A 26,454-nucleotide genomic window follows, 5' to 3' on the forward strand; every position below is an offset into this window, starting at 1 on the left:
GAAAATGCGCGCCGCTGTGCAACCAATCGCAACAGTCTGGCGGCGACGCGCGCCGCGCAGCGTCAGGGCAAGGCCGCCGCGAGGCCCAGGCCGCAGCCGGCCAGGCCGCCCAGCCCCAGCGCGAGCGCCACGCGCCGGGTCGGCGCAGGCCATTGGTTCATGGCCAGCACCAGCAGCCAGCCCAAGCCCATCCACGCCGACGCGACCAGTGCCATGCCGCCGGCGCTCCCGAGCGCATGGCCCGCGGCCACGGCCTGCAGCACCAGGCTGGCCAGCGCAATGGCCCAGGCAGCGTAGGGGCCCATGGCAGCGTCGCCCCAGGCCCGCGTCGGCACGGCGTGCGCCCACGCGGCCAACGGCAGCAGCGATGCCAGCACCGCGCAGCCGGCCAGCAGCACCGCGTTCACGGCGTGCTCCGGGCCGGCGGGCGGCGCAGCATGGCGTGCAGCGCCGCGCCCAGGCACAGCAGCGCCGCCACCGTCCATGCCGCCAGGCCGGCCCTGGCCGCCAACCCTGCATAGGCCAGCGCCGCCACGGCCCACAGCGCGCCGCTGGTGCGCGGCATCCAGGTGCGCAGCGTGGCGGCGGGCAGGGCGACCAGGCCGGCCAGCAGCAGGCCCAGCATGCCCGAGGGGCGCGCGTCGCCCGTGGCGACGACGTGGGCCAGCCGGAACGACTCGACCGCCAGCGCGCCGGCCAGCCAGAACGGTGCGTGGCCGGCCTGCGCGGCCAGCCGCTGGCGCCACGTGCGTGCCGGCGCGGCGCGCGCCGGCACGGGCCGGCGCGGGGCGGCGAGCACCCGCGCCGGGCCGATGCAGGCTGCCAGCGCAGCGCAGCCGGCGCCCAGCAATGCCAGCGCCCAGGCCATGGCCGGGGCCAGCGGCGCGCCCAGCCCCAGGCCGGCGGCTCCCGCCAGCAGCAGCAGCGCGGCGGCGGCAGCCAGCGCCAGCCGCCACAGGCGTGCACCGTCCACCCAACGCGCGGCCAGCACGGCGCTGAGCAGCCAGGTGCCGAGGAAGGCCCAGGTGGCCCATGGCGGGCGCTGCGCCAGCGGCGGCAGGCCGGCCGGCGGCCACAGGTGCAGCAGCATGGCCGCTACCAGGGCGGCCGGCGCGGTGGCGTGCAGCGCGACCAGCAGCCGCGTCATGGCGCCGGATGGGCCGGCAACGGCCCGCCGCTGCGCACGGCGCGCTGGCGGCGCCCGTCCAGCCAGACCAGCGTGCCGGTCAGCGACAGCATGGCCGGCGTCAGGCCCAGGAAGAAGTACAGCCACTTGAGCGGCAGGCCGCCGAAGTCGCCGAAGTGCAGCGGTTCCATGAGCCCGTTCGCCAGCGACCAGAAGCCGGCGGTGCGCGGGTCGTGCCGCGCACGCACGCGGCCGGTGACGGCCTCGATCTCCACGCGCGCGGTGCTGGCCAGGTGGTCCTGCAGGCCGCCCGTGAAGCGAACCTGCGCCGTGGCCGTGCCCCATTGGCGCAGGGAGACGTAGGCCACCTGCAGGCCGGGCACGGCCTGCCGTGCGGCGGCATGCAGCGCGTCCAGCGAGGGCATGGCGGCGGGCGCGGGGCGTGCCTTGCCCGGTGCGGCCGCCCGTGCGGCGGGCGCCGTGCCCGCGACGTAGTCCCAGCCCTGCTCGAACAGCGGCGCCAGCCCCAGCCAGGCGCCCGTCGCAGCGATCAGGATGTGGAAGCCCAGCCCCCAGATGCCGGCGGACTTGTGCAGGTCCGACAGCACCACGCGCAGGCTGCGGCCCCAGCGCTGGGTGAACAGCTCGGCGAGGATCTTGCGGTGGATGACGATGCCGGTGGCGATCAGCACCAGCATCGCCACGCCCAGGAAGCCGACGATCCAGCGCGGCCCGAAGAACAGGAACACGTGCAGCATGCGCAGGTACTGGCCGAGCTGGCTGTCCACGGGCCCGACGACGGCACCGGTGTCCGCGCGCAGCGCGACCTTGGTGCGCTGCGCGGCCGGCGTGCCCGCTTCGTGCAGGAAGGCGAAGTAGGCGGGGTTCACACCGTCCGGCAGCGCGATGGTCTCCACCGTCGCGCCCGGATAGCGCGCCTGCAGTTGCGCCAGCACGGTGTCCAGTGCCACGGGTGCCTCGGCGCGCGGCAGCCGGGCCAGCGAGGGGTTGGCCCACAGGTCGATCTCTTCCTTGAACACCACCACGGCGCCCGAGAAGCACACGACGAACAGCAGCAGTCCGGTGACGATGCCGGCCCAGGCGTGCAGGGTCAGCAGGCGGGCGAGGGTGCGCTGGCTGGGCATGGCTTGCGCGTGGCGACGGGTCGCGGGCGGCCCGTGTCAGAAGAAGTAGGTCGCGCCCAGGCTGAAGCTGCGCGGCAGGCCCGGTGAGACCACGTTGGCGTTGACGGCGCCGTCGTAGTAGGTCCGGTCGAAGACGTTCTTCACACCCGCGGTGATGCGGTAGTTGGGCCCTGCGTAGCCGATGGACAGGTCCGCCACGGTGTAGGCCGGCAGCGTGAACGGGTACGAGCCGATCTGCTCGCTGACGTAGCGCATGCCCGCGCCCAGCGTGACACGGGGCAGTTGCGGCAGCTTGTAGGTGGCCCACAGCGCCAGCGTGTGGCGCGGCGTGAGGTTGAGCGGCTGGCCCACGAGGGCGGCGTCGTCGTCCTGCGTGACCTCGGTGTCCGTGAACGTGTAGGCGGCCGTGAGCTTGAGGTTGCGGCGCAGGTCGGCGCCGACTTCCAGCTCCACGCCGCGCGCGCGCTGCTCGCCGGTCTGCAGGTTGAATCCGGTGTTGACCGGGTCGGCCTTGGTCACATTGCGGCGTGTCAGGTCGAACAGCGCGAGCGCGCCGGTGAGACCGCCGCCCGGCGCCTCGTACTTGAGGCCGGCCTCCCATTGCTTGCCGGTCTCCGGCGCCAGGGCGCCGCCGCCGGTGAGCTGGCCCACCACGGGCAGGAACGATTCGCCATAGCTCGCATAGGCGGCCCAGCCGGGCACGAACTCGTACACCAGGCCGGCGGACAGCGTGGTCGCAGCGTCGCTCTGCCGCGTGCGCGTGCCGGCGAGCCGGTCGTCGGTCCGCTGGTCCGACCAGTCGCGCCGCACGCCGACCAGCGCCGTCCATTGCGGGTGGAACTTGATCTGGTCCTGCGCGTACAGGCCCAGCACCGTGAGCTTCTCCGGCGCGTCGGCCGACATGCCCGTCGGACAGCTGGCGGCCATGCCGTAGACCGGGTTGAACAGGTCGAGCGCGCCGATGGTGCAGCGCCGGCTGCCCAGCCAGCTGTGGCCGGAGCGTGCGTCCAGCCCCGTCACCAGGCGGTGCTGCGCGCCCAGGGCAGAGAACTGCGCCAGCAGCGAGGTGTCGGTCGCCAGCATGTCGTCGTCGATGTACTGGCGCGTGGCGGTGCGGTTCTGTAGGCGCCGGTTGGCCTGCAGCGTGGCGTTGGCCACGACGTTGCCCGTGCCCTTCTCGCTTTCGTAGCGCAGGTTCTGGCGCAGCGTGAGCGCGGGCGAAAAACGGTGTTCCAGCGCATAGCCGATCGAGGTGGTCTCGATGTCGTAGCCGCCGAAGCTCGGATCGCCCGTGAACAGCGTGGTGCGCAGCTTGCCGTTGGGGTTGGGCAGCACCGTGCCGTAGGGCGAGATGCCCTGCTGGCGCAGCCAGTTGCTCTTGCTGTAGGTGGCGAAGAGCACCAGATCGGTGTCCGCGCCCAGGTCCAGCGCCAGCGATGGCGCGACCCAGCGGTCGCGGCGGTAGACGAAGTCCGTAGGGTCGTCGCTGTTGGCCACCTGCGCATTGATGCGCAGCGCGGCCTTGCCGGATTCGTTGAGCGGCCGGTTCAGGTCGGCCTGCAGCGTGCGCTGCCCGAAGCTGCCCACCTCCACGCCCACCTCGCTCAGCGCTTCGCGCTTGGGGCGCTTGCTGACCGCGTTGACGATGCCGCCGGGCTGCACCTGGCCATACAGCACCGAGGCCGCGCCCTTGAGCACCTCGACGCGCTCGTAGCCGTAGGGTGTCAGGCGTGTCCACATGCCCGGGCTCTGCACCAGGCCGTCGATCAGCACCGACTCGGTGGAGCGAAAGCCGCGGATGTTGATGTCGTCGATGCCGCGCCGGCCAAAGTTCACGGGGCTGACGCCGGCCACCGTCTGCAGCGCCTGCTGCAGATTGGTGACCTGGCGCGACTCCATCTGCTCGCGCGTCACCACGCTGACGGACTGCGGCGTCTCCAGCCGGCGCATCGGGGCCTTGCCGGCGGTCTGTGCCTCGGCAGGCGCGAATCCCACATCCTTCTCGGTGCTGGCGTTGATGCGCACTTCCTGCAGCTGCGCCGACGCGGCCGGGGCGGACTGCGCCCACACGGCCTGCGACAGGCACAGCGCCAAGGGGCTCCAGGCCCACAGCGTGCCGACGCGGTGACGCGGTTGTGGCGTGGGGGTGGCGCGGGACGGGGCGGTGCGGCGGGCGGCGGTGAAGGGCGTTGGTGGGTGCATGGCGGCGTTGACAGTGGCGCCGGCCAGCCCTCCGAGTGGGCAATTCAGGAATCCGGTGCGGGCGGGATTCTAATGAGAATTGTTTTTGTTCATAAAAATTTTGCACTGCCTGCCGCGCGCACGGCAGGCTTCCTGGATTCACGCCGCCGGCAGCACCTTGCGCAGGAAGGCCGAGATGTCCGCGATTTCGCGCGGATGCACGCTGTGCGGCATCGGGTAGGTGTGCCACTGCACGGCGTAGCCCAGCGCTTCGAGCGCCTTGCGCGATTCCTCGGCGCGCGGCAGCACCACCACCGGGTCGGCTGTGCCGTGGGCCATGAAGATGGGCGTGGCGAAGTTGGCCGGGTGGCGCTCCGCCGCCAGGCTGCCGACCAGCGGCAGGTAGCCCGACAGCGCGATCAGCCCGGCCAGCCGCTGGGGGTGGCGCAGCCCGGTGTGCAGCGTCATCGCACAGCCCTGCGAGAAGCCGGCCAGCACGATGCGGTTGGCGGGGATGCCGCGCGCCACCTCGTGCGCGATCAGCGCCTCGATGGCCAGTTCCGAACGCGCGATGCCCTCGGCATCTTCGCGGCGCACGAGGTCCGGCGCGAAGATGTCGTACCAGGCCGGCATCTCGAAGCCGTTGTTGATGGTCACCGGCATCACCGGCGCATGCGGGAACACGAAGCGGATCGGCGCGCAGCCGGCGAGGTCCAGCTCGGGCACGATGGCGGCGAAGTCGTCGCCGCTGGCGCCCAGGCCGTGCAGCCAGATCACGGCGGCGGTGGGCGAGGGGGCGGACTCGATCTGGATGCTGTCGAGCAAGGTCTTCATGGCGGCTCCGGTGCGCAAAAGCGTCGATGTTAGGCCGCGCCCGCCGCCTGCCTGGCGTGCAGCTTGGCCGCGATGTACTCGCCGTGCGTGACGTGCAGCAGCTCGGCGATCTTGAGGATGGCGTGGTTCTCGTGGGCCGCCACATGCAGGTCGGCATAGGCCACGGTCCACAGCGCCTCGACCAGCGCGACCTTCTGCGGCTGCGTGAAGCGCTCGTTGAGCAGGCTCGTGAAGCGGTGGTAGTCGTACAGCGCCTGGGCCTCGGCCTGGGCTAGCTCCAGCAGGCGCTCGAGCTCGTCGTCGGCCAGGTCGAACTTGCGGCGCAGCGCCGTCAGCACGGCCGCGCGCTCGGCCGGACCGGAGCCGGGCTCGGCCCGCATGACTTCCACGAGCAGCACGGCCACGGCCAGCTGCTGGGTGTGCGCGCGCTGCGCCAGCGACTGGCCGGCGGCAGGGGCGGTGAAGGCGTCGAAGAGTTCCTTGAGGGTGCGCAGCATGCGGGGCTTCGGGAATGGCGGTGGACGGTGGACCCGCTGCGGCTACTGCGGGTTCCCGGCGGCCGCCACGAGGCCGAGCTGGCGCAGCTGGCGCTCCAGCGCCGCCACCGAGTCCCAGGGCAGGATGGGCGCGTTGCCGCGCTCGTCCGGCGGATTGTCCAGCAGCCCGTCGGACCAGCCGCCGCAGCCCGTGAGCGGCAGCAGCGGCCGGTGGTGCAGCCAGGCCAGGCAGACCTCGGAGATGGTGCCGGCGCGCCCGCCGACCACCAGGCAGGCGTCGCCCGCCAGGGCCATCAGCAGGTTGCGCGCATCGCCCATGCCGCAGGGAATGACCACCGTGGCCGGCCAGTCCGGCGCCGGCATCTCGCCCGGCGGCACGATGCTGACGACCAGGCCGCCCGCGGCGATCGCCTGTTCGGCCGCCACGCGCGTGGCCGGGCTGCCGCAGCCGCTGACCAGCGTGATGCCGAGCTGCGCCAGCAGCCGGCCGGCCGCGGCGGCCAGGTCGTGGGCCGCGCTGCCGGGCTCCGCGCTGCCCAGAACGCAGACCTGTGGGCGGCGCAGGGTGTGTGGCGTCCATGCCATCGGGGTTCTCCTGTGAAGTCGATCAGACGGTGTGGCGATGGTCACAGCTTTTCAATCGCCCGAGCGTTTGCCGTAGGCCAGCTCCATGCGCCAGGCCAGCCCCAGGAACAGCGACTGCGCCAGGCACAGCGTGCTGGTCAGCGAGCGAAAGCCGAAGGTCGCGCCGTCCTGCGCCAGCAGCACGGCGTCGGCGCGCTTGGCCAGCGGGCTGAGCCGGCTGTCGGTCAGTGCCAGCACCTTGGCGCCGCGCGCCGCCGCGGCCTCGACGACGTTGAGCGTCTCGCTCGCGTAGGGCGCGAAGGACACGGCGACCAGCACGTCGCCCGCGGCCAGCGCGCGCAGCTGGCCCTCCTGCATGTGGCCCAGGCCATGCAGCCAGTGCACGGGCTTTTCTGTGTGCTGCAAGGCATAGGCCAGGTAGGCGCCGACCGGGAAGGCGCGGCGCGAGGCCACCAGCCACAGCGCGGGCGCCTGGGCCATGAGATCCACAGCGGCATCGAAATCGCCCTCGGGCAGGGCCTGCTGCAGCGCCTGCAGGCTGGCGATGCTGCCGCCGATCACTTCGTGCGCGATCTGCGCGGGCGAGCCGGCCCCGGCCAGCGCCCGCACGCGCTGCTGGTAGCCGCCCTCGGGCGCGAGCTGGCGCGCGGCACCGGCACGGAACAGCGCCTGCATCTCCGAATAGCCGGCCAAGCCGAAGTGCTTGGCGAAGCGCACCACGGCCGAGGGCTGGACCTCGCACTGGCGCGCAGTCTCCTGGATGCCGTCCAGTGCGAGCCGGTCGCGCTGCGCCTCCACATGGCGCGCGATGGCCTTGAGCTGGCGCGACAGCGGCTCGTAGCCCGCACGCACGGCGGCCAGGAAGGCGTCGGCATCGGTGTACGGCGCCTGCGTCACAGCTGGAACTGGATTTCTATTTTTCAAAGTATTGGAAATTTATTTCTAATCACGATACCATGGCGCCATTCCAACGGAGACCCTGGTTCCGATGCAGAGTTTGCACTTCCCCAGCGCCGATGCGCGCGACTTCGATGTGGCCTGCCTGGGCCGCATGGCCGTGGACCTCTACGCGCAGCAGATCGGCTGCTCGCTGGAGGAGGCCCACAGCTTCAACAAGTACCTGGGCGGCTCGTCCGCCAACATGGCCTTCGGCACGGCGCGGCTGGGCCTGCGCTCGGCCATGGTCTCGCGCGTGGGCGACGAGCAGAACGGCCGCTTCCTGCTGGAGACGCTGCGCCGCGAAGGCTGCGACGTGAGCCAGGTGCAGATCGACCGCGAGCGCCTGACGGGCATGGTGCTGCTGGGCCTGCGTGACCAGCACAGCTTCCCGCTGCTGTTCGCCCGCGAGAACTGCGCCGACATGGCGATCGACGCTGCCGCCATTTCCGAAGACTTCCTCGCGCGCTGCCGCTGCCTGGTCATCACGGGCACGCACCTGTCCACGCCCGGAACGCTGGCCGCGAGCCGGCGCGCGCTGGAGATCGCGGGCCGCCACGGCCTGGTGCGCGCGCTCGACATCGACTACCGCCCCGTGCTCTGGGGCCTCGCGGCCAAGGGCGATGGCGAGACGCGCTACGTGGGCAGCGACAGTGTCTCGGCCCACCTGCAGGCCCAGCTCGGCCAGTTCGAACTCATCATCGGCACCGAAGAGGAATGGATGATCGCGGGCGGCGTGGAGGGCGACCTCATGGCCAGCCTGCGCCGTGCGCGCGAACACACGCAGGCGCAATTCGTCGTCAAGCGCGGCCCGCTGGGCTGCTCGCTGATCGAAGGCGCCGTGCCGGCCGCCATCGACGATGCGCCCACCGTGCTGGGCGAGCGCATCGAGGTGCTCAACGTGCTGGGCGCGGGCGATGCCTTCGCCTCGGGCCTGCTGTCCGGCCTGCTGCGCGGCAAGACGCTGGCCGCATCGGCCGCGATCGCCAACGCCTGCGGCGCCATCGTGGTTTCGCGCCATGGCTGCGCGCCCGCCATGCCCACGCAGGCCGAACTCGCGCACTGGTTCTCGGGCCACCGCCATCCGCGGCCCGACAAGGACCCCGTGCTCTCCCACCTGCACCGCGTGTCTGCCGCCCGCCCGCAGTGGCCCGAGGTCTGCGTGATGGCCTACGACCACCGCTCGCAACTCGAAGACCTGGCACGCCAGACCGGCGCCGACGCCGCGCGCCTGTCCACGCTCAAGCTGCTGCTCAACGAGGTGGTTGCAGAGGTCGAGCAGGACGCCGGCAACCGCGGCCGCATCGGTGTGCTGATCGACGGGCGCATCGGCCAGGCCGCGCTGCACGCCGCCGCCGGCCGCGGCTGGTGGATCGGCCGGCCCATCGAGAAACCGGGCTCGCGCCCGCTGCGCTTCGACGGCACGGCCTCGCTGGCCTCGGAACTGGCGCACTGGCCGCGCGAACACACCGTCAAGTGCCTGGCCTTCTACCACCCCGACGACGCCGAGGCGCTGCGCACCGAGCAGGAGGAATGGCTGCAACAGGTCTGGGAAGCCACGCGCGCCAGCGGCCACGAGCTGCTGCTCGAGGTGATCCCGCCCGCCGACCAACTGGCCCCGGGCGACCAGGGCGAGGCCGTGGTGCGCGCCGTGCGCCGCTTCTACGACCTGGGCTTCAAGCCGGAGTGGTGGAAGCTGCCGCCCATGGCCGCCGCGCAATGGCAGGCGCTGGACGCGCTGGTGCGCGAACGCGACCCCTGGTGCCGCGGCGCCGTGATCCTGGGCCTGTCGCAGCCGCTGCAGCAGCTCGTCGACAGCTTCCACGCCGCACAGGCGCCCATCGTCAAGGGCTTCATGGTGGGCCGCAGCTGCTGGACCGCGCCGGCCGCGGCCTGGTTGCAGGGGGAGATCGACGATGCGGCCTTCACGGCCCAGGTGGCGGCCAACTTCCGCCGCTTGATTGCAGGCTGGCGCGCCAGCCGTCCGATGGCGGAGGCCGCATGAATCTTCTCGTGAAGGCCCAGGCAATGGGCCGTGTGATCGCCGACGTGACGCCCGCTTCGGCCGGCTGGACCTATGTGGGCTTCAAGGCCTTGCGCCTCGCGGCCGGCGACGAAGAGGCCTTCGACACCGGTGCGCGCGAATGCTGCATCACCGTGCTGGCGGGGGCGGTCGACGTGCAGGTCGGCGCCCAGCGCTTCAGCGCCATCGGCAACCGCGCCACCGTGTTCGAAGACCGCGCCCCGGCCGCCGTGTACGTGCCGCCGGGCCAGTCCGTGCGCATCGTGGCCGCGGGCCCGGCCGAGGTCGCGCTGAGCACCGCGCCGGCCGAGGGCCGCTTCGCCACGCGCGTGATCGCGCCGGCACAGATGGCGCGCAGCCGGCGCGGCGAGGGCAGCAACACGCGCTACGTCTGCGACATCCTGCCGCAGACCGAAGAGGCCGAAAGCCTGCTCGTGGTCGAGGTCATCACCCCGCCCGGCCACGCCTCCAGCTACCCGCCGCACAAGCACGACACGGCCGGCGAGGGCGAGACCGTGCTGGAAGAGACCTACTACCACCAGATCGACCCGGCCCAGGGCTTCGCGTTCCAGCGCGTCTACACCGACGACCGCAGCCTGGACCAGACCATGGCTGTGGAGCACCGCGACACCGTGCTGGTGCCGCGCGGCTACCACCCCTGCGTGGCGCCGCACGGCTACGCGCTGTACTACCTGAACACCATGGCCGGCCCACGCCGGCACTGGGCCTTCCGCAACGATCCCGCGCACGAATGGATGCTCGCGCCGCGCTGAGCGCCGCCGCAGTCCACCCGAAAGAACAACAACCGGCCCGCCGCGGCAGGCCCCCGCACGCCTTCAACCACCGGAGACACCATGCACAAGCGATCACTTCTTCAACTGCTGGCCGCCACGGCCCTCGCGGCCGGGCTGCCGACGGCGCAGGCCCAGACCGCCTTCCCGCACCAGCCCGTCAAATGGATCGTGCCCTACGCGCCGGGCGGCACCACCGACGTGATCGCGCGCCAGCTCGCGGTGCGCATGGGCCAGACCCTGGGCCAGCCCGTGATCGCCGACAACAAGCCCGGTGCGGCCAGCATCATCGGCGCGACCTTCATCGCGCGCGCGCTGCCGGACGGCTACACCGTGGGCACGGTGGACTCGGGCACGCTGGCCTTCAACCCGGCGATGTACGCCAGCCTCTCCTACGACGCGCAGAAGGACTTCAGCTGGATCGGCGGCCTGGGCAAGATGCCGCTGGTGCTGGCCGTGCACCCCAGCTTCCCGGCAAAAAACGTGCAGGAGCTCCTGGCGCTGGCGAAGAAGACGCCGGGCGCCGTGTCCTCGGCCTCGTCGGGCCCCGGCTCGCCGCTGCATGTGGCGCTGGAGCTGTTCAAGCAGAAGACGCAGGCCGACATCCTGCACGTGGCCTACAAGGGCTCGGCCCCGGCGCTGCAGGACCTCATGGCCGGTCAGGTCAACAGCATGTTCGTGGACCTGCCGCCCAGCCTGTCCATGATCAAGGCCGGCAAGGTGCGCGTGCTGGCCATCGCCACGCCCGAGCGCCTGGCCATCCTGCCCGACGTGCCCACCATGGCCGAGGCCGGCGTGCCGGGCTTCGAGGCCTATGCCTGGCAGGTGCTGGTCGGCCCGGCCAAGCTGCCCGCGCCCGTGGTCGAACGCATGAACAAGGACCTGGGCGCGGCGCTGGCCGACCCGGCGACGCGCGCCAAGCTCGAGGAGATCGGCATCCAGCCCATGCCCATGACGCCGGCCCAGCTCGGCAGCTTCGTGGCCAGCGAACAGAAACTCTGGAGCGGCGTCATCAAGGCCGCCAACATCAGATTGGACTGACCCCCGTTTGGACTTCTCACTGCGTGTAGAAGTCCCATCCCCCCCGGGGGGGCGCCGCCAGCGGCCTGGCAAAGCCAGTTCCGCGGCGGCCGCTGGCATGGCCTGCTCCGCGGCCTCTTGAACCACTCCTTGCACACCGAGATGACCAACATCACCACCCGCCGACAAGCCCTGGCCCGCGTGGCCGCCCTGGGCGCGCTGCCCGTGTTGGGCAGCGCCGCTGCCCAGGCCTATCCGAACAAGCCCATCGAACTGATCGTGCCCTTCGCGGCCGGCGGCGGCACCGACGTGCTGGCGCGTGCGCTGGCCGAGGCCGCACGCCCGCACCTGGGCCAGAGCCTGATCGTCGTGAACCGCGCCGGCGCCAGCGGCGGCGTGGGCTGGGCCGAGCTCATCAACGCGCGGCCCGACGGCTACAAGCTGGCCATCATCACGGTGGAGATCACCATGATCCCGCACATGGGCGTGGTGAAGTTCAGCGCCGACGATGTGCTGCCCATCGCACGCCTCAATGCCGACCCGGCCACCATCGCCGTGCGCACCGAGGCGCCGTACAGGACGGTGGAGGAATTCCTGGCCGCCGCACGCAAGGCGCCTGGCGACCTGCGCGTGGGCAATGCCGGCCCCGGCTCGCTGGGCCACCTGGCCGCCGCGGCGCTGGAGGACAAGGCCGGCGTGCAGCTCAACCATGTGCCCTTCCGCGGCGCCAACCCGGCCGTGCTGGACCTGATGGGCGGCCACATCGACGCGGTGGCCGTGACGCCCGTGGAGGTGGCCACCTACGTGCAGGCCGGCAAGATCCGCCCGCTGGCCGTGATGGCCGACAAGCGCATCGCGGCCGGCTGGGAGCAGGTGCCCACGCTCAAGGAGCGCGGCATCGACCTCGTGGTCGGCGGCTGGCGCGGCCTGGCCGCGCCCAAGGGCACGCCGCCCGAGGCCCTGGCCGTGCTGCGCGAGGCCATGGCCAGGACGCTGCGCGAACCGGCCCTGCGCGAGACCATGGCCAAGCAGAACATGGGCGAGGGCTACCTGGACGAAGCGAACTTCAAGTCGCTGATCGCGCGGGACAACGCTACATTCCGCGAACTGATCCAACGCCTGGGCATCAAGCCGGCGTGAACACCGAGGACGCAGACATGGGCAACGAGACCTGGGGCCGCTTCGCCGGCAAGACGGCTTTCATCACGGGCGGCGCCAGCGGCCTGGGCCTGGCCAGCGCGCGCCGCCTGCTGCGCGAGGGCGCCAAGGTGGCGCTGGCCGACGTCAACGCGCACGAGCTGCGCCGCGTGGCCGAGGAACTCGCGCAGCCGGCCGGCCACGTGAGCTACCACGCGCTGGACGTGACCAACGCGGCCCAGGTCGAGGAGGCCGTGGCCGCTGCCTGGCAGGCGCACGGGGCCATCGACGTGCTGGTCAACAGCGCGGGCGTGAGCTTCCAGGGCTCGGTGCTGGACACGCCCATCGAGGCCTGGCGCCGCGTGCTGGACATCAACCTGACCGGCTCCTACCTCACCACCCAGGCCGTGGCGCGGCGCATGGTGGAGCGGCGCCAGGGCCGCATCGTCATGATCGCTTCGATCTCGGGCCAGCAGGTCTGGTCCGGCCGCGTGGCCTACTGTTCGTCCAAGGGTGCGGTGCTGGCGCTGGCCAAGTCGTGCGCGATCGACCTCGCGCCCTTCGGCATCACGGTCAACTCGGTCTCGCCCGGCCCCATCGAAACGGCGCAGACCGCCAACCTGCACGGCCCCGTGATCCGCCAGGCCATCGTGCAGGCCACGCCGATGGCCCGCTACGGCCAGGCCGACGAGGTGGCCGACGCCATCGCTTTCCTGGCCAGCGACGACGCGCGCTTCGTCAACGGCCACGACCTCGTGGTCGATGGGGGACTCACGAGCGCGGCTATCCTGTACGACCTCAAGCAGAACCCGCAGAACGCATGAGCACCGCCGGGCCGCCCCAAGGGGCTCGGCACCGCAGTGCGAAGCACGAAGGCATCCAATGAATTCCATCCGCGCCCTGATCTTCGACTGCGACGGCACGCTGGTCGACAGCGAGCCCTGGCTCGTGGAGGCCATGCTGGCCGAGGGCGCGCTGCATGGATTGCCTGAAACGGCGCGCGCCGTGCTGGACGCGCAGCGCGGCGCCCCCATGTCGCGCCAGATCGGCGTGGTGGCCGAGCGCAGCAGCCAGCCGCTGCCGGCCGACTTCGAAGACCGCGTGCGTGCGCGCATGGCCGGCTACTTCAAGGCGCACCTGCAACCCATCGAAGGTGCGCTGGAGCTCGTGCGCGGCCTGCAGCTGCCGTTCTGCGTGGCCTCCAACGGGCCGCGCCACAAGATCGAGCTCGTGCTGGGCCTCACGGGGCTGCTGCCCTGGTTCGAGGGCCGCATCTTCAGCGCCTACGACATCGGTGCCTGGAAGCCTGCGCCCGACCTGTTCCTGCACGCCGCGCGCGCCATCGGCTTCGCGCCCGCCGAATGCGCGGTGGTCGAGGACAGCGCCTCGGGCATCGCGGCGGGCATCGCCGCCGGCATGCGCGTGTTCGCGCTCGGCGAGCATCCGGCCGACCTGCCCGCTTCGGTGCAGCGCATCGCCGGCCTGTCGGCCCTGCAGGGCAGCCTGGCCGCGCACTGAGAGCACCACAAGAACATGACGATTCCATCCACCCGACGAGGAGACACACCATGCATCACACATCTGGCACGGCCACCACGCGCCGCACCGCCCTGCAACACGGCCTGGCCGCAGTTGCAGCCATCGCCAGCCCGCTGAGCTTCGCCCAGGGCGCCTGGCCCACCAAGCCCGTCACGCTGGTCGTGGGCTACCCGCCCGGCGGCCAGACCGACTTCGCCGGCCGCATGGTCACGGCCGGCATGCAGGCCGTGCTGGGCCAGGGCGTGGTCATCGACAACAAGGCCGGCGCCGGCGGCAACATCGGCACCGACAACGTCGTGAAGGCCGCGCCCGACGGCTACCGCCTGCTGGTGGGCAACGGCAACATCACGCTGAACCCGCACACCTACCGCAACACGGCCATGGCCGACCCGCTCAAGCTGACGCCCATCGGCTTGCTGCTGACCTCCTCGCTGATCCTGGCGGTGCCCAACACCGTGCCGGCCAAGAACCTCAAGGAGTTCGTCGAGTGGGTCAAGGCCCAGGACAAGGCCGGCAAGGACATCGACTACGCCAGCGCCGGCCCCGGCAGTCTCACGCACGCGAGCATGGAGCTGTTCCGCGACCGCATCGGCAAGCCCAAGATGAACCACGTGCCCTACAAGGGCAGCGGCCCGGCCATGACCGACCTGATCGCCGGCCGCGTGAGCGCCATGTTCGACGCGGCATCGGTCATCGCGCCCTTCATCAAGTCGGGCCAGCTGCGCCCGCTGCTGGTGACGGGCGCCCAGCGCGTGCCGGCCTTCCCCGACATCCCGACCGCGGCCGAGGCCGGCGTGAAAGACTTCGAGGTGATTTCCTTCATCGGCCTGTACGGCCCGCCCGGCCTGTCGGCCGACATCGTGGCCAAGGCCAATGCGGCGATGAACACCGCGCTCAAGGACCCCAAGATCGTCAGCGGCATCACCGAACGCGGCGACGAAGTGGGCGGCGGCACGCCCGAGCAACTGGCCAAGATGACGCGCTACTACTTCGACCTGTGGCGCGACATCGTGAAGGCCAACGACATCCGGGCGGAGTGAGGCTCAGGCCGGCGGTAGCGCCTCGCGCACCGCCTGCAGCGCGCGGCCGCAGTCGTCGCGCGTGAGCCCGCCGCCCAGGCACAGGCGCAGCGCTTCGGGCGGCTGGCGGTCGGTGGAGAAGGCCGTGCCGTCCACGGCGGCGATGCCCAGCGCACGCAGCTCGGCTGCGATGCGTGTGGCCGGGCTGCTCTCGCTGTCCGAGGCCAGCACCGGCAGCCAGCCATGGAAGCCATGCGGCTGCGTGCGCACGCCATGCGGCCCCAGCAGCTGGCGCATCTGCGTGCTGCGCCAGGCGCATTCGGCGCGCACGGCCTGCAGCACGGCCTCGGCTTGGCCGTTCTCCATCCAGTTGGCGACGATGGCGTTGACGAGCGGCGAGGCCATCACGGTGGTGGCGCGCAGCGCGCCGGCCAGGCGCAGATGCGCTGCGGCCGAGGGCGCCTGCACGTAGGCCACGCGCAGGCCCGCACCCAGCCACTTGGACATGCCGCTCACGTAGTACACGAGGTCGGGCGCGAATTCGGCCATGGACGGTGGGATCGCGGCCGGCAGCATGCCGTAGGCATCGTCCTCGATGAGGGGAATGCTGTAGCGCAGCGCGATGTCGGCGATCTGCTCGCGTCGTTTGATCGGCAGCGTGGCCGTGGTCGGGTTGTGCAGGTTGGGGCACAGGTGCAGCGCCCCGATGGGCGTGCTCTTGCATGCGGCCTCGAAGTCGTCGGGCACGAGGCCCAGTTCGTCCATGGCCAGCGGGTGCAGGCGGGTGCCCAACTGCGCGGCGATGGCCTTGATGCCGGGGTAGGTCAGCGCCTCCACGCACAGGCTCTGGCCGGGCTTGACGAGCAGCGACACCAGCGCCAGCAGCACGGCATGGATGCCGGGCGCCACCAGCACGCGCGCGGCATCGGCCTCCACCCATTGGGACAACCACTGCGCGCCGAGCGCGCGGTCGCGCGGCGTGCCGCCGAAGTCCTGGTAGCGCATCAGGTCGTGCAGCGGTACGGCGGCCAGGCCGGCGTTGGCGCCTTCCAGCAGCGCCTGCATGGCGGGGTGGTCCTCGATCTCGGGCGGCATGTTCATCGTCATCTCGGCGCCGGTGCCGGCCCGCAGCGGCAGGCCGATGAAGGAGCCGCGCACGAACGAGCCCATGCCGGGCCGCGAGGCGATCAGCCCGCGCTCGCGCGCCTCGGCGAAGCCGCGCACCACGGTCGTGTAGTTCAGCTGCAGTCGGGCGGCCAGCTCGCGCAGCGGCGGCAGGCGCTCCCGCGGCGCGAGGCGGCCCTGCTGCAGGTCCTCGGCGATCAGGTCGGGGATCAGCTGGTAGGCCGGCAGCGGGCTGGACTTGAGGCGGTGGACCCAGTGGGCGAAGGGCATGCGGCGAGTTTGCCTGCTGCACGGGCTGATTGCATGGCCGCGTCCGGCGCAGCTTGGTGCATGCCGTCCATTGATCGGGTGCATTGATTGCATGGCCGGCGCGTTGTGCTGGTGCATGGGGCGCACGGCCTGCGCGGCCCGCCACAGGGCGTGCGAAGGCCCTGACGCTGCTTTGATCGGTCCTTGATCGCATGGTCTTGCGCCGGCCTGGTACGTCCTTCGCAAAGCGACAGGCGTCCGGCCATTCCGCCGGCCACCCAACCCAACCGCACGAGGACCACCATGCCCCAAGTCACGCACCCCGCCCACCGCAACGGCGACTTCCTGGTCGACTACGAAGAGAAGGTCTTCGAGGACGTGAAGGCCGAACCCGGCGAGAAGGCCCTGGTCACCTTCCACACCGTGGCCTTCGAAGGCTCCATCGGCTTCGTGAACCTGCTGCAGGCCACGCGCCTGCAGCGCAAGGGCTACGACACCTCGGTGCTGCTGTACGGCCCGGGCGTCACGCTGGGCGTCAAGCGCGGCTTCCCGAAGATCGGCGACGAGGCCTTCCCCGGCCACCAGAACTTCAACAACCAGATCACCAAGTTCATCGCCGAGGGCGGCAAGGTCTACGCCTGCCGCTTCGCGCTGCAGGCGCTGTACGGCCACGGCGAGGGTTCGCTGATCGAGGGCGTGCGCCCGATCAACCCGCTCGACGTGCTGGACATCGTGCTGCTCCACAAAAAGGCCGGCGCGGTGATCATCGACACCTGGACGCTGTAAATGACCACCCCGTTTGGCTGGCTCACTGCGTGTAGCCATCCCATACCCCTCAAGGGGCGCCGCCAGCGGCCTGGCAGAGCCAGTTCCGCGGCGTCCGCCGGCACGGCCTGCTTCGCGGCCTCTTGTACCGTGTCGTGCGACGCGCCGCTGTGCGAAGGAGACGGCGCATGAGCACCCCGCACCGCACCGTCCGCGCTGCGGCGGCGCAGATCGCGCCCGATCTCACGAGCGCCGACGGCACGCTGGCGCGCGTTCTGCAGACCCTGCGCGACGCCGCGAAGCAGGGCGTGGAGCTGATCGTCTTCCCCGAGACCTTCGTGCCCTACTACCCCTACTTCTCGTTCGTGCAGCCCCCCGTGCTGCAGGGCGCGGACCACCTGCTGCTGATGCAGCGCGCGCCCACGGTGCCCGGCCCGCTGACCGACGCCGTGGCCGCCGCCGCGCGCGAGCACGGCATGGTGGTGGCGTTGGGCGTCAACGAGCGCGACCACGGCAGCCTGTACAACACGCAGCTGGTGTTCGATGCCGACGGCCGGCTCGTGCTCAAGCGCCGCAAGATCACGCCGACCTACCACGAGCGCATGGTCTGGGGCCAGGGCGACGGCGCCGGCCTCACGGCCGTGGACACGCGCGTGGGCCGTGTCGGCGCGCTGGCCTGCTGGGAGCACTACAACCCGCTGGCCCGCTACGCGCTGATGGCCGAACACGAAGAGATCCACTGCGCGCAGTTCCCGGGCTCGCTGGTCGGCCCGATCTTCGCGGACCAGATGGGCGTGACGATCCGCCACCATGCGCTGGAGTCGGGCTGCTTCGTCGTGAATGCGACAGGCTGGCTGCACGACGCGCAGATCCAGTCCGTGACGCCCGACGAGAAGCTGCAGGGCGCGCTGCGCGGCGGCTGCCACACGGCCATCGTCTCGCCCGAAGGCAAGTACCTGGCCGAGCCCTTGACCGAGGGCGAGGGCCTGGTGGTCGCCGACCTCGACTTCGCGCTGATCGCCAAGCGCAAACGCATGATGGATTCGGTGGGCCACTACGCGCGGCCCGAGCTGCTGCGCCTGGCGATCCGGCGCGATGCGGCGCGCACGACGATGCCCTTGCCCGATGGCGAGGCGCTGCTCGACGAAGCCGACCTTCCCCTTGAAACCGACGCGCCGCTGCGCCGCGTCGCCTGACCTTGGAGCCCCGTCCATGACCACCGTCGTCCTCGAACCCGCAGAGACCTCTGCCGAGAGCGCACGCCAGCTCATGACCGAGCTGCAGAGCCAGGGCCTGCGCCTGGTCGATCCCGGCGCGGGCGCGGCCAGCCGGCGCGGCGGGGCCGGCCCGTCCGACCACAAGGCCGTGACCGTGGACGGCGTGACGCTGATGGTGCCGGTCCACACGGCCACGGCCTTCAGCTCGCCCTTCGTCGCCGAGGCGCCTGGGCCGGACGGCCGCAGCGTCCTGCGCCGGGGCAGCATTCCGATTGCCAGCATCGCGTTCCCGCGCGCGCCGCGCTTCTACGGGCTGCAGACGGCCGAGGGAATTCCGTACAACCAGATCGCCACCTTGCACGGTGCCGACGTGCTGGCCACCACCGTGCTGCAGACCTGCATCCGCTACGAGAGCCGGCGCAAGGCCTGCAAGTTCTGCGCGATCGGCCAGTCGCTCGCGGCCGGCCGCACCATCGCGCGCAAGACGCCGGCCCAGCTGGCCGAGGTGGCCAAGGCCGCCGTGGAACTCGACGGCGTCAGGCACATGGTCATGACCACGGGCACGCCGCCCACGCCCGACCGCGGCGCGCAGATCCTGTGCGAGAGTGCACAGGCCATCCGCGCCGCCGTGGACCTGCCGCTGCAGGCCCAGTGCGAGCCGCCCGACACCGACGCATGGTTCCAGCGCCTGAAGGACGCTGGCGTGGACACGCTGGGGATGCACCTGGAAGTGATCGGCGAAGCACTGCGGCGCCAGATCCTGCCCGGCAAGGCCGAGGTGCCCATGGCGCGCTACTGGGACGCCTTCGCCGCGGCGGTCGAGGTGTTCGGCCGCGGCCAGGTCAGCACCTACTTGCTGGCCGGCCTGGGCGACAGCGCCGAGACCCTGCTGTCCACCAGCCGGCGCCTGCTGGACCTGGGCGTCTACCCCTTCGTCGTGCCCTTCGTGCCGATCAGCGGCACACCGCTGGAGGACCGGGCCGCACCCACGCCGGCGTTCATGCGCAGCGTGCTGGAGCCGCTGGGCGCGATGGTGGCGGATGCCGGCGTGCGCGCGTCCGACATCAAGGCCGGCTGCGGGCGCTGCGCGGCCTGCTCGACCCTGTCGCGCTACGAAGCGCCCCTGGCCGCTTGAAGGAGACGCAGATGCTGACCGCCCACGCCATCCCCTGGTGCGATCTCGCCACCGACTACCGGCCGCAGGCCTTCCGCGTGCAATGGGCCAGCGATGGCTGGATGCTGCGCGAGGCGGCAGCCCTGCGCCGCCAGGTGTTCTGCACCGAGCAGGGCTTGTTCGACGGCGACGACCGCGACGCGATCGACGCCGACCCCAGCCTGCACACCCTGGTCGCGCTGTCGGTCCTGGCTGGCGAGGCCGACCAGATGGTGGGCACGGTGCGCATCCACGAGGCCTCGCCCGGCCTGTGGTGGGGTTCGCGCCTGGCGGTGCGGCGCGCGTTCCGCCAGAGCAGCGCGCTGGGCACCGAGCTGATCCGCCTGGCCGTCAGCAGCGCACATGCGCTGGGCTGCCACGAGTTCCTGGCCCATGTGCAGGCGCAGAACGTGCCGCTGTTCGAGCGCCTGCACTGGCAGGTGCTGGACGAGATGGTGCTGCACGGGCGCGTGCACGCGCTGATGCGGGCCGACCTCGCGCACTACCCGCCCTGCGACACGCCGTACGCGGGCTTCGTCGTTTCGCCGCGGAGGACGTCATGAGCGCGATTCTCGAAACCACTGTGTTGGAGCAACTGGCCGATGCGCTGCGCGCGAGCCGCGGTTTCGTGCACAAGCGCGACATCGCCGCCGTGCTGCCGCAGCTCGGCCCGAGCAGCTTCGCCACGGCCGTCCCCAACGGCGACGACTGCGCCGTGCTGCCCGACACCGACGGCCAGGGCCACCTGCTGCTGGCCATCGAGGGCATGGTGCAGGACTTCGTCGAGCAGCAGCCCTGGTTCGCCGGCTACAGCGCAGTGATGGTCAACCTCTCGGACATCGCCGCCATGGGCGGCCGCGCGCTGGCCGTGGTCGATGCGCTGTGGGCCGGCAGCGCGGAGCAGGGCCGCGCCGTGCTGGCCGGCATGCGCGCGGCGTCCGAGCGCTACGGCGTGCCGCTGGTCGGCGGGCACACCAACCTGCGCAGCGCGAGCGGCCAGCTGGCGGTGGCCGTGCTGGGCCGCGCGCAGCGCCTGATCAGCAGCTTCGCTGCACAACCGGGCGACAGAGTGCTCGTGGCGGTGGACCTGCGCGGCCAGTGGCAGGGCGAAGCGCCGTTCTGGAACGCATCGACCACGGCACCGGCCGACCGCCTGCGCGGTGACATGGCGTTGCTGCCGGCGCTGGCCGAGGCCGGGCTGGTCGATGCCGGCAAGGACATCAGCATGGCCGGGGTGCTGGGCACGGCGCTGATGCTGCTGGAGTGTTCCGGCGTGGGCGCCACCGTGGACCTGGCAAGGCTGCCGCGCCCAGCCGGCGTGCCCGACTGGTCGGTGGCGGGCGACGCGGCCGCGGCGCAGCGCCTGCGCTGGCTCAACGCCTTCCCCAGTTTCGGCTACGTGCTGAGCGTGCGGCCGGCACAGGCCGACGAGACCATCGAACGCTTCGCCCGGCGCGGCATCGCCTGCGCCGATGTGGGCACGGTGCACCGCGGCAGCGTGCTGGCCCTGCAGCTCGGCGACGCGCGCGTGCCCCTGTGGGACCTGGCGGACCAGCCCTTCATCGCACCGGCCGTCGAGCCGCGGAGGGTCGCATGAAGATCGGCCTGTTCACGCACTCGCTGCGCCCGCGCGGCGGTGTGGTCCACACGCTGGAGCTGGCCCAGGCACTGGTGCGGCGGGGCCATGCCGTGACCGTGCTCGCCGCGGCCGAACCTGGCGAGCGGCTGTTCCGCGCCGTGGGCTTTCCGGTCGAGACCATCGCGCTGCCGCAGCTGCAGGGCGACCTCGTCGCCCAGGTCGCGCAACGCATCGACACGCTGGTGGCGGCCTTGCCGCCGCTGCTGGCGCGCGGCGGTTTCGACCTGCTGCACGCGCAGGACAGCCTCTCGGGCAACGCGCTGGCGCTGCTGCGCGAGGCCGGCTACGTGCTGCCGCCCTGGTTGCGCACCGTGCACCACCTGGACGATTTCAGCCAACCGCTGCTCAACCGCTGGCAGGAGCGCGCCTGGCGTGCGGCCGATGGCGTGGCCTGCGTCAGCGACTTCTGGCGCCGGAACCTGCGCGAGCAGTGGAACCGGCCAGCCGAGCGCATGTTCAACGGCGTGGATCTGGCGCGCTACCGGCCTGCTGCGGAGCCCGGTGATGCCGCCGCCGTCGAGGCCCTGGGCCTGCCCGCATGCACAGGCCCCATGCTGCTGCTGGTCGGCGGGGTGGAGGAGCGCAAGAACAGCGTGCGCCTGCTGCAGGCCTTCGCGCAGCTGCGCGCCACCGATGCCGCCTGGGCGGATGCGCGCCTGGTCGTGGCCGGTGGTGCCAGCATGCTGGACCATGGCGCCGCGCAGCGCGATTGGCTGGCCACGCTGTGCGCCACCGGCCTCGCCGAGGGCCCGCAGCAGCCCGTGCTGCGCACCGGCCCGCTGCCCGATGCGCTGCTGCCCGCACTGATGCGCCGCGCCAGCGTGCTGGCCATGCCCTCGCTGGTCGAAGGCTTCGGCCTGGCCGCGCTGGAGGCACTGGGCTGCGGCACGCCGGTGCTGGTCTCGCGCCGGCCACCGTTCACCGAGACGCTGCACGACACAGCGGCCGTTGCCTGGTGCGATCCCGAGCACGTGGCCTCCATCGCCACCGGCCTGCAGCAGGCGCTGGCCCTGCCGCGCCTGCAGGCGCCGCCGCCCGTCTGCATGGCCCACAGCTGGGCCCGCAGCGCCGCATTGCACGAAGACTGGTACCAGCGCGTGCTGGCTGCTGAACCCGCCATTGCCTGAAAGAAGCCCATGCCCGCCATGCACTACCGCCTCCGCTGGCCAGACGCCAGCGAGAGCCTGGCCTACTCGCCCTCCCTCGTCATCGAGGAGTTCTTCACCCCCGGGCAGGACTACCCGCTGGCCGACTTCCTGCGCCGCGTGCGCGAAGCCACGGCGATTGCCAGCGCCCGCGTCGAGGCCAGGTACGGCTTCGCCTGCTCGCGCGCGCACGACCAGCTGGCCGACACCGAGGCGCGCGCCGCACCCTTCGCCGACCAGCCCGACGCGCGCGTGCGCGTTCTTGCTTTCACCCCCGCCTGAACACTCCCCGGAGATTCCCATGACCACTTCCACCATCCCCCGCCACAGCGTCGTCATCGTCGGCGGCGGCCAGGCCGGCCTCTCGCTGAGCCACGGCCTCAAGGCCCAGCGCATCGACCACGTCGTGTTCGAGAAGCACCATGCCATGCACGCCTGGAGCACCCAGCGCTGGGACAACTTCTGCCTCGTCACACCCAACTGGCAGTGCGCCTTGCCGGGCCACCCCTACCAGGGCGACGACCCGCACGGCTTCATGAAGAAGCCGCAGATCATCGAATACCTCGCCGCTTTCAAGGCCAGCGTGAACGCGCCGCTGCGCGAAGGCGTGGCCGTGCAGCAGGTGCGGCCCGCACCGGGTGGCTTCGTCGTGCGCAGCAGCGCGGGCGAATGCTTCGCCGAACAGGTGGTGGTGGCCTCGGGCGGCTACCACACCCCCATCGTGCCGCGCCTCGCGGAACGCCTGCCGGCCAGCGTGCGCCAGATCCATTCGGCCGCCTACCGCAACGCCGACCAGCTGCCGCCCGGCAGGGTGCTGGTGGTGGGATCGGGCCAGAGCGGCGCGCAGATCGCCGAAGACCTGCACCTGGCCGGCCGCCAGGTGGTGCTGGCCGTGGGCGATGCGCCGCGCTGCGCCCGCTTCTACCGTGGGCGCGACGTGGTCGACTGGCTGGCCGACATGCAGTACTACGACATGCCCGTCACCCAGCACCCGCTGCGCGAGGGCGTGCGCGACAACACCAACCACTACGTGACCGGCCGCGACGGCGGGCGCGACATCGACCTGCGTCGCTTCGCCCTGGAGGGCATGGACCTGTTCGGCGTGCTCGAGGGCCTGGACGCCGATGGCGACACGCTGCGCTTCGCGCCGCGCCTGAAAGAGGTGCTGGACCAGGCCGATCGCACCTACAACGGCATCAACGCGTCCATCGACAAGTACATCGCCGAGCGCGGCATCGTCGCGCCGGCCGGCGCACCGTACGAGCCGGTCTGGCAGCCTGCGCAAGAGCGTGCCACGCTGTCGCTGGCCGGCTCCGGCATCACGTCCGTGGTCTGGTGCATCGGCTTCGCACCCGACTTCGGCTGGCTCGACGCACCGGTGTTCAACGGCCGCGGCCACCCGGTGCACCAGCGCGGCGTGACGGCCGTGCCGGGCCTGTACTTCCTGGGCCTGCCCTGGCTGCACACCTGGGGGTCGGGGCGCTTCAGCGGTGTGGCGCGCGATGCGGCGTACCTGGCCGAGTGCATTGCGCAGCGCAGACTGGCCCTTGGCGCCGATCCCGCAGGTGCACGGGGGGCGCCCGCGCTGCAGTTGCAGGCCGCACTGGCCTGAGAGGCACGCCAGCGTCGCAGCCGATCAAACACGGGGCAGTGGTGCCCGCTGCAACCGCACGAGCAGCGCGCCCACCGCCGCCGCCGTCGCGAACGCCGTCACGGCCATCCACCCCCACTGTGCGAACAGCAGGCTGCCCACCGCGGCTCCCGCCGCCATGCCGACGAAGATCCCGGTGAACAGGAGCGCATTGAGCCGGCTGCGTGCGCCCGCGTCCAGGCCGTAGACGATGGTCTGGTGGGCGATCAGCGTGGCCTGGAAGCCCAGGTCGAAGCCGACCGCGCACAGCGCCAGCAGCACCAGCTGCGCCTGGGTCGACAGCATCGGCGCCAGCGCCATGGCCACGAACGACAGCGCAGCCAGGCCGGCGCCCAGCCGCGTGACCAGCTCCGGCCCGCGCCGGTCGGCCAGCCGACCGGCCAGCGGCGCGGCCAGCGCACCGGCCGCGCCCGCCAGGCCGAAGGCGCCGGCCGCCGCGCTGCCCAGGTGGAAGGGCGCGCCGTGCAACATCACCGCCAGCGTCGACCAGAAGGCGCTGAAGCCCGCCGCCAGCAGGCCCTGCGCGAGCGCGGCCCGGCGCAGCGCGCCGTGGTGCAGCCACAGCCTGGCCAGCGAGCCCATCAACGCGCCATAGGCCAGGTGCGTGGTGGCCTTGAAGCGCGGCAGGCCGCGCCAGCAGGCCAGCCCGATCAGGGCCACGCTGGCAGCGGCGGCGATGAACATGGCGCGCCAGCCGAAGTGCTCGGCCACCACGCCGCTGACCACGCGCGACAGCAGGATGCCCAGCAGCAGCCCGGTCATCACCGAGCCCACCACCTTGCCGCGGTGCGCGTCGGGCGCCAGCGTGGCGGCGGCGGGCACGATGTCCTGCGCCATCGTGGCCGCCACGCCGATGGCCAGGCTGGCCACCAGCAGCACGCCGATCGACGGCGCGGCCGCCGCCAGCAACAGGGCAGCCACCAGCACCGCGGCCTTCAGCAGGACGATGCGGCGGCGGTCGTAGCGGTCGCCCAGCGGCGCCAGCAGCAGAATGCCCAGCGCATAGCCCAGCTGCGTGAGCGTGGGCACGAAGCCCAGCGTGTGGGCCGTGGCGCCGATGTCGGCCCCCAGGTCGCCCAGCATGGGCTGGCTGTAGTAGAGCGCGGCCACCGAGATGCCGGCGCTGGTGGCCAGCAGCAGCACCAGCGACTGGGGCAGCCGGTCGGCCGCGCTGGCCGGCACCGGTGTGTGGAATGTGGGGTTCGAAGCGTGTGGCATGGGGCATCCCGGATGAAGCGGTGCGGCCAGTCTCGGCGCGCCCCCTTTCAGCGCGACGACGGGCTGCGTACACCTGTCATGGGGCCGTGTTGCGTTTGCATTGAAAGGCCCACCACGGGACACTGGCCGGCAACGGGCCCTGCCGACACTGGCGCTGTCCCCACTTTCAGACGACCGCCATGACCCCCGCCCACGATGCGCCCAAGCCAGCCCGGATCCGCCTGCTGGGCGCGCCCCACTCGGTGCAGGCCTTCGAGATCCGCGACTTCCTGAGCCGTAGCGGGGTGGCCTACGACTGGCTTGAGCTCGATGGCGCGGCCTCCCAGGCGCTGGCAGGTGTACAGCCGGTGGACAGCGCCCGGTTGCCGGTGTGCGAATTCCCCGACGGCACCCGGATCGACGCGGCCACCGTGCCCGCCGTCGCCGCGCGCCTGGGCTGGATCACCACACCGCGCCTGGCCACCTACGACGTGTCGATCTACGGCGCCGGGCCGGCCGGTCTCAGCGCCGCGGTGTACGCCGCCTCCGAAGGGCTCAAGACCGTGCTGGTCGAGCGCCAGGCCATCGGCGGGCAGGCCGGCAGCTCGTCGCTGATCGAGAACTACCTGGGCTTTCCGCAGGGCGTCAGCGGCGCCGAGCTGGCCGAGCGGGCCCGCCAGCAGGCCGCGCGCTTCGGCGTCGACATCCTGCAACTGCGCGAGGGCGTCTACGCCACCTTCCGCGACGACGGCATCCACGTCGACATGGCCGACGGCAGCCACCTCGCGGCGCGGGTCAACATCTGCGCCACCGGCATCGAATGGCGCCGCTTGCGCCTGGAAAACGAAGACCGCCTGCTGGGTGCCGGCGTGTTCTACGGCGCCGGCGCCAGCGAGGCACCCATGTGCCAGGGCGAGACGGTGTACGTGGTGGGCGGCGGCAACTCGGCCGGGCAGGCGGCCATGCACTTCTCGGCCTATGCGCATGCCGTGGTGATGCTGGTGCGCGGCAACAGCCTGGCCGACACCCTGTCGGACTACCTGGTGCGCAAGATCGCCGCCACCGCCAACGTGCGCGTGGTGACGCATTGCGAGGTGGCGGCCCTGCAGGGCGAGGGGTCGCTCCAAGCCATCACCGTGCGCGACCGCCAGACCGGCAAGGAAGAGACGCTGCCCACACGCCACCTGTTCGTCTGCATCGGCGGCCTGCCCAACACCGACTGGGCGCGCGACACGCCGATCGCGCGCGACTCCGCCGGCTACCTGCTGACCGGCGCCGACGTGCTGGCCGCCGCCACGCCGGCCAGCCCCTGGCCGCTGCAGCGCCCGCCGTACCATCTGGAGACCAGCGTTCCGGGCTCGTTCGCCATCGGCGACGTGCGCCACGGCTCCATCAAGCGCGTGGCCACCGCCGTCGGCGAAGGCGCCATGGCGGTGGCCTTCGTCCACCAGTACCTGCACCAAGCCTGAGGAGTTCCCGA

The 26,454-nt window shown here is 71.9% G+C and carries 26 protein-coding genes; 16 read left to right on the forward strand and 10 right to left on the reverse strand.

The window, feature by feature from the left end:
- Nucleotides 1–62: 62 nt before the first annotated feature.
- The 8 genes from ASF45_RS04875 to ASF45_RS04910 all read right to left on the reverse strand — a co-directional run bounded on the left by ASF45_RS04875 (nucleotide 63) and on the right by ASF45_RS04910 (nucleotide 7,292).
- On the reverse strand, nucleotides 63–407 hold the full coding sequence (locus ASF45_RS04875) for a hypothetical protein (protein WP_056657835.1): 345 nt from the start codon (nucleotides 405–407) through the stop codon (nucleotides 63–65).
- Entirely contained in the window at nucleotides 404–1,147 is a 744-nt protein-coding gene (locus ASF45_RS04880; RefSeq protein WP_056657837.1) for a hypothetical protein, read from the reverse strand. The genes ASF45_RS04875 and ASF45_RS04880 overlap by 4 nt, the downstream gene beginning before the upstream one ends.
- The gene (locus ASF45_RS04885) at nucleotides 1,144–2,271 is read right to left on the reverse strand and encodes a PepSY domain-containing protein (protein WP_056657840.1); all 1,128 of its coding nucleotides are present in this window, start codon (nucleotides 2,269–2,271) and stop codon (nucleotides 1,144–1,146) included. The genes ASF45_RS04880 and ASF45_RS04885 overlap by 4 nt, the downstream gene beginning before the upstream one ends.
- 36 nt (nucleotides 2,272–2,307) lie before the next feature.
- A complete protein-coding gene (locus ASF45_RS04890; RefSeq protein ID WP_082550811.1) occupies nucleotides 2,308–4,473 on the reverse strand; it encodes a TonB-dependent siderophore receptor in 2,166 nt (721 codons plus the stop codon).
- Between the two features lie 138 nt (nucleotides 4,474–4,611).
- Complete coding sequence (locus tag ASF45_RS04895; RefSeq protein WP_056657843.1) at nucleotides 4,612–5,286, reverse strand: alpha/beta hydrolase; 675 nt, start codon at nucleotides 5,284–5,286, stop codon at nucleotides 4,612–4,614.
- 29 nt (nucleotides 5,287–5,315) lie between these two features.
- Nucleotides 5,316–5,783: a TerB family tellurite resistance protein gene (locus ASF45_RS04900; RefSeq protein ID WP_056657848.1), complete on the reverse strand. Its 468-nt coding sequence runs from the start codon at nucleotides 5,781–5,783 to the stop codon at nucleotides 5,316–5,318.
- Between the two features lie 42 nt (nucleotides 5,784–5,825).
- Nucleotides 5,826–6,368, reverse strand: a complete 543-nt coding sequence (locus ASF45_RS04905) for a hypothetical protein (RefSeq protein ID WP_056657851.1) — start codon at nucleotides 6,366–6,368, stop codon at nucleotides 5,826–5,828.
- Nucleotides 6,369–6,419: 51 nt separating this feature from the next.
- Complete coding sequence (locus ASF45_RS04910; protein WP_056657853.1) at nucleotides 6,420–7,292, reverse strand: MurR/RpiR family transcriptional regulator; 873 nt, start codon at nucleotides 7,290–7,292, stop codon at nucleotides 6,420–6,422.
- Between the two features lie 64 nt (nucleotides 7,293–7,356).
- On the opposite strand from ASF45_RS04910, the gene iolC reads away from it, so the two are divergent.
- The 7 genes from iolC to ASF45_RS04945 all read left to right on the forward strand — a co-directional run bounded on the left by iolC (nucleotide 7,357) and on the right by ASF45_RS04945 (nucleotide 14,854).
- Nucleotides 7,357–9,309: a 5-dehydro-2-deoxygluconokinase gene (gene iolC / locus ASF45_RS04915; protein WP_056657856.1), complete on the forward strand. Its 1,953-nt coding sequence runs from the start codon at nucleotides 7,357–7,359 to the stop codon at nucleotides 9,307–9,309.
- Nucleotides 9,306–10,100 carry a 5-deoxy-glucuronate isomerase gene (gene iolB / locus ASF45_RS04920; protein ID WP_056657860.1) on the forward strand — a complete coding sequence of 265 codons (795 nt, stop codon included), beginning with the start codon at nucleotides 9,306–9,308 and terminating at the stop codon, nucleotides 10,098–10,100. The genes iolC and iolB overlap by 4 nt, the downstream gene beginning before the upstream one ends.
- Nucleotides 10,101–10,181: 81 nt before the next feature.
- Nucleotides 10,182–11,159, forward strand: coding sequence for a tripartite tricarboxylate transporter substrate binding protein (locus ASF45_RS04925; RefSeq protein WP_056657863.1), 978 nt, complete (start codon nucleotides 10,182–10,184; stop codon nucleotides 11,157–11,159).
- Nucleotides 11,160–11,300: 141 nt separating this feature from the next.
- Nucleotides 11,301–12,278 (forward strand): tripartite tricarboxylate transporter substrate binding protein, encoded by a 978-nt coding sequence (locus ASF45_RS04930; RefSeq protein ID WP_056658121.1) that lies wholly within the window; start codon nucleotides 11,301–11,303, stop codon nucleotides 12,276–12,278.
- A gap of 17 nt (nucleotides 12,279–12,295) precedes the next feature.
- Nucleotides 12,296–13,099, forward strand: a complete 804-nt coding sequence (locus ASF45_RS04935) for an SDR family NAD(P)-dependent oxidoreductase (protein WP_063887582.1) — start codon at nucleotides 12,296–12,298, stop codon at nucleotides 13,097–13,099.
- 58 nt (nucleotides 13,100–13,157) lie between these two features.
- Nucleotides 13,158–13,793, forward strand: coding sequence for an HAD-IA family hydrolase (locus ASF45_RS04940; RefSeq protein ID WP_056657869.1), 636 nt, complete (start codon nucleotides 13,158–13,160; stop codon nucleotides 13,791–13,793).
- A gap of 50 nt (nucleotides 13,794–13,843) precedes the next feature.
- Nucleotides 13,844–14,854 carry a tripartite tricarboxylate transporter substrate binding protein gene (locus tag ASF45_RS04945; RefSeq protein WP_056657872.1) on the forward strand — a complete coding sequence of 337 codons (1,011 nt, stop codon included), beginning with the start codon at nucleotides 13,844–13,846 and terminating at the stop codon, nucleotides 14,852–14,854.
- A gap of 3 nt (nucleotides 14,855–14,857) precedes the next feature.
- Here ASF45_RS04945 and ASF45_RS04950 read toward each other — a convergent pair whose 3' ends face one another.
- The gene (locus tag ASF45_RS04950) at nucleotides 14,858–16,228 is read right to left on the reverse strand and encodes a PLP-dependent aminotransferase family protein (RefSeq protein ID WP_056657875.1); all 1,371 of its coding nucleotides are present in this window, start codon (nucleotides 16,226–16,228) and stop codon (nucleotides 14,858–14,860) included.
- A 282-nt stretch (nucleotides 16,229–16,510) separates the two neighbouring features.
- Here ASF45_RS04950 and ASF45_RS04955 point away from each other — a divergent pair, with 282 nt between their 5' ends.
- The 8 genes from ASF45_RS04955 to ASF45_RS04990 all read left to right on the forward strand — a co-directional run bounded on the left by ASF45_RS04955 (nucleotide 16,511) and on the right by ASF45_RS04990 (nucleotide 23,738).
- Complete coding sequence (locus tag ASF45_RS04955; protein WP_056657877.1) at nucleotides 16,511–16,993, forward strand: MSMEG_0572/Sll0783 family nitrogen starvation response protein; 483 nt, start codon at nucleotides 16,511–16,513, stop codon at nucleotides 16,991–16,993.
- 167 nt (nucleotides 16,994–17,160) lie between these two features.
- Nucleotides 17,161–18,168 carry a Nit6803 family nitrilase gene (locus ASF45_RS04960; protein ID WP_056657880.1) on the forward strand — a complete coding sequence of 336 codons (1,008 nt, stop codon included), beginning with the start codon at nucleotides 17,161–17,163 and terminating at the stop codon, nucleotides 18,166–18,168.
- Nucleotides 18,169–18,241: 73 nt separating this feature from the next.
- Nucleotides 18,242–19,324 (forward strand): MSMEG_0568 family radical SAM protein, encoded by a 1,083-nt coding sequence (locus ASF45_RS04965; RefSeq protein ID WP_056658124.1) that lies wholly within the window; start codon nucleotides 18,242–18,244, stop codon nucleotides 19,322–19,324.
- An 11-nt stretch (nucleotides 19,325–19,335) separates the two neighbouring features.
- Nucleotides 19,336–19,905 (forward strand): MSMEG_0567/Sll0786 family nitrogen starvation N-acetyltransferase, encoded by a 570-nt coding sequence (locus ASF45_RS04970; protein ID WP_056657883.1) that lies wholly within the window; start codon nucleotides 19,336–19,338, stop codon nucleotides 19,903–19,905.
- The gene (locus ASF45_RS04975) at nucleotides 19,902–20,939 is read left to right on the forward strand and encodes a sll0787 family AIR synthase-like protein (protein ID WP_056657886.1); all 1,038 of its coding nucleotides are present in this window, start codon (nucleotides 19,902–19,904) and stop codon (nucleotides 20,937–20,939) included. The genes ASF45_RS04970 and ASF45_RS04975 overlap by 4 nt, the downstream gene beginning before the upstream one ends.
- A complete protein-coding gene (locus ASF45_RS04980) occupies nucleotides 20,936–22,108 on the forward strand; it encodes an MSMEG_0565 family glycosyltransferase (protein ID WP_056657889.1) in 1,173 nt (390 codons plus the stop codon). The genes ASF45_RS04975 and ASF45_RS04980 overlap by 4 nt, the downstream gene beginning before the upstream one ends.
- Before the next feature lie 9 nt (nucleotides 22,109–22,117).
- Nucleotides 22,118–22,408 (forward strand): MSMEG_0570 family nitrogen starvation response protein, encoded by a 291-nt coding sequence (locus ASF45_RS04985; protein WP_056657892.1) that lies wholly within the window; start codon nucleotides 22,118–22,120, stop codon nucleotides 22,406–22,408.
- A gap of 19 nt (nucleotides 22,409–22,427) precedes the next feature.
- A complete protein-coding gene (locus ASF45_RS04990; RefSeq protein ID WP_056657896.1) occupies nucleotides 22,428–23,738 on the forward strand; it encodes an MSMEG_0569 family flavin-dependent oxidoreductase in 1,311 nt (436 codons plus the stop codon).
- Between the two features lie 24 nt (nucleotides 23,739–23,762).
- On the opposite strand, the gene ASF45_RS04995 is transcribed toward ASF45_RS04990, so the two are convergent.
- The gene (locus ASF45_RS04995) at nucleotides 23,763–24,995 is read right to left on the reverse strand and encodes an MFS transporter (protein ID WP_056657899.1); all 1,233 of its coding nucleotides are present in this window, start codon (nucleotides 24,993–24,995) and stop codon (nucleotides 23,763–23,765) included.
- A gap of 179 nt (nucleotides 24,996–25,174) precedes the next feature.
- Between ASF45_RS04995 and ASF45_RS05000 the strand changes: the two genes are divergently transcribed.
- Nucleotides 25,175–26,443, forward strand: a complete 1,269-nt coding sequence (locus tag ASF45_RS05000) for an NAD(P)/FAD-dependent oxidoreductase (protein ID WP_056657901.1) — start codon at nucleotides 25,175–25,177, stop codon at nucleotides 26,441–26,443.
- Nucleotides 26,444–26,454 lie beyond the last annotated feature (11 nt).

Source organism: Pseudorhodoferax sp. Leaf265 (assembly GCF_001422365.1).
Lineage (GTDB): Bacteria > Pseudomonadota > Gammaproteobacteria > Burkholderiales > Burkholderiaceae_C > Pseudorhodoferax.